Consider the following 2,938-nt stretch of genomic DNA (forward strand, 5'->3'; position numbering starts at 1 on the left):
CGGTCGCTCCTGTAGCCCCCGCTGCGGCGCCGGCCCCCGAGCCGGTCAAGGCTGCAAGCAACGTTCCCGCCGCCGACCAGCCGGTCGCCGACAAGCTCAAGGACATCATCGGCGCCAAGACGTCGCGCTATTTCGACCGCAAGAACGAGCGCGCCGCGATCGAGAAGTTTTATGGCGCACGGGACTTCGCGCCGGTCTGGACGCAAGGCGGCAGCCTGACCGCTGCGGCCAAGGGCGTCGTCGCGCGGCTGAAGGACGCGGCCTCCGACGGCCTCAACCCTGCCGACTATGCGGTGCCGGATTTCGCCAGCGCCACCACGCCCGATGCGCTCGCCGATGCCGAGCTGAAGCTCACCGCCAGCATGTTCGACTATGCGCGCCAGGCCCAGAGCGGCCGCATGCATTGGTCACAGGTCAGCGGCGACATCCTCTATCCCGAGCATCCGGTCGACCCGAACGATGTGCTCGCCAAGGTCACGACCGCGACCGACGCCTCCACCGCGCTCGACAGCTACAACCCGCCGCACAAGCTCTACAAGGAGCTGAAGGCGAAGCTCGCGGAGCTTCGCGGTCAGGGCAACGGCCCGGTGATCGAGATCGCCGACGGTCCGGCGCTGAAATACACCCCGGCCGGCAAGAAGCAGGCCGAGATCGTCGTGGAAGATCCGCGCGTGCCGCAACTGCGCGCCAAGCTCGGCCTCGCCGAAAACGCGAACGACACCCGCTATGACGCGGCGGTCGCCGACGCCGTGCGCAAATTCCAGAGCGGTGCCGAGATGAAGGCGACCGGCATCCTCGACGACAAGACGGTCAAGGCGCTCAACACCCCGAAGCGCGACAAGCAGATCGACGTGGTGCTGGTCAACATGGAGCGCTGGCGCTGGCTGCCGCGCGACCTCGGCGCGCCCGCGCTGGGTGATGCCTATGTGATCCTCAACATTCCCGACTACACGCTGAAGGTGATGCAGCGCGGCCAGCAGGTCTGGACCACCCGCGTCGTCACCGGCAAGCCCGGCACGCATGCGACCCCGCTGCTCACCGAGACGATGAAGTACATCACGGTCAATCCGACCTGGAACGTGCCGCCGTCGATCGTCTACAACGAGTACCTGCCGGCGCTTCAGCAGGACCCGACCGTGCTCCAGCGCATGGGCCTCAAGCTCGAGCAGAACCGCGACGGCTCGGTGCACATCTCTCAGCCCCCCGGCGAAGCCAACGCGCTCGGTCGCATCCGCTTCAACTTCCCGAACAAGTTCCTGGTCTATCAGCACGACACGCCGGACAAGAACCTGTTCGCGAGGGAAGATCGCGCCTTCAGCCATGGCTGCATGCGCGTACAGAACCCCGATCAATACGCCTCGGTGTTGCTCAACATCGTCATGCCGAACGAGAAATACACGCCCGAGCGCGTGCGCAGCATGTACGGCAAGAGCGAGATCGACCTGAAATTCCCGACCCCGGTCCCGGTCAACATCACCTATCAGACCGCGTTCGTGGATGACGCCGGCAAGCTGCAATTCCGCAAGGACGTCTATGGCCGCGACGCGACCATGATCAACATCCTGAAGAACAACCGCGGCAAGGACCTCGAGGCCATCGTGGCACACTCGCAGCCGAGCTACTCGCGCCCGGCGACGACCCTGCCCTCAGGCGTGGCGGTGGCCAACAATGGTGGCGGCTTCGGCTCGTCCGGACCAAACTTCTTCGAGCGGTTGTTCGGAGGCGGAGCCCCGACCCCGCCGCCGGCCCCGGTCGGCCGCCGGCCCCAGCAGCAGCGGGTGTTCACCCGCTAAGCCCGATTCGGCGAATTCTTCAACGAAATCAGCGGCTCCGTCCCTTGGATGGGGCCGCTTAACGTTAACCATTGTCCACCTGGGCCCGGCCCGCGGGCGTTTTTTTGCCACAGTCAACCGGTTAGGTTTGTATTCTGACTTGGTTTGGGGGCGAAAAGGTCAACCTCGAATTAACCTTCTCGCTTTAATAAAGCGTTCATCCTCTTTCGCGCGCCAACGGGGTTGGCGGGAGAGTCCATTTTGAACGCTCGTCGACTGGGTGGGCTCATACGTGCTGACTGGTCTCGCACGCAAATTCGCTGTGCTGTCGTTGTCCCATGCGGGAGTGAAGGCCGGATCCAGGATCGGCCTTGCTGCCGCACTGCTGCTTGCTGCCGCAGGTTCGGTTCATAACGCCGCCGCGCTGAACGAGACCAAGACGCTCTCGTTCCACCACACCCATTCCGGCGAAGACCTCACCGTCACCTTCAAGCGCGACGGCCGCTATGACGAAGCCGCGCTGAAGCAGCTCAACCACTTCCTGCGCGACTGGCGCACCCAGGACGAGACGGTCATGGATCGTCGCCTCTTCGACATCCTTTGGGAAGTCTACCGCGACGTCGACGGCAAGCAGCCGATTCAGATCATCTCCTCCTACCGCTCCCCCGCCACCAACGCCATGCTCCGCCGCCGCTCCTCCGGTGTGGCGCGCTTCAGCCAGCACATGCTGGGACATGCGATGGACTTCTACATTCCGGGCGTGCCGCTGGAGCAGATCCGCTTCGCCGGCCTGCGCCTCCAGCGCGGTGGCGTCGGCTTCTATCCGACCTCGGGCTCGCCCTTCGTGCATCTGGACACCGGCAGCATCCGGCACTGGCCGCGCATGACGCATGACCAGCTCGCCCGGGTGTTCCCGGATGGCCGCACCGTCCATGTCCCGACCGACGGCACGCCGCTGAAGGGTTACGAGCTCGCCAAGGCCGAGATCGAGCGACGCGGCAGCGGCGACGATTCCGGCAGCAAGCCGAATTTCTTTGCCGCACTGTTCAAGGGCAAGTCGGCAGCTCCGGCCAGCAGCAGCGACGAGGATGACGAGGGCGCGCCCGCCCCGGCCGCGAAGCCGGCGGCCCCGACCGTCGTCGCAGCCGCAGCCAAGCCCGCCGAAC

At 65.4% G+C, this 2,938-nt stretch carries 2 protein-coding genes; both read left to right on the forward strand.

Translation table 11 applies throughout. From position 1 onward, the window contains the following. On the forward strand, positions 1–1,793 hold a 1,793-nt coding region (locus MOV74_RS35060), incomplete at its 5' end, for a murein L,D-transpeptidase (RefSeq protein WP_246931663.1). Positions 1,794–2,064: 271 nt separating this feature from the next. Next, positions 2,065–2,938 (forward strand): DUF882 domain-containing protein (locus tag MOV74_RS35065; RefSeq protein WP_246931666.1); only part of this gene is annotated, 874 nt, incomplete at its 3' end.

It is taken from the genome of Bradyrhizobium sp. SHOUNA76 (genome assembly GCF_023006445.1).
GTDB lineage: Bacteria > Pseudomonadota > Alphaproteobacteria > Rhizobiales > Xanthobacteraceae > Bradyrhizobium.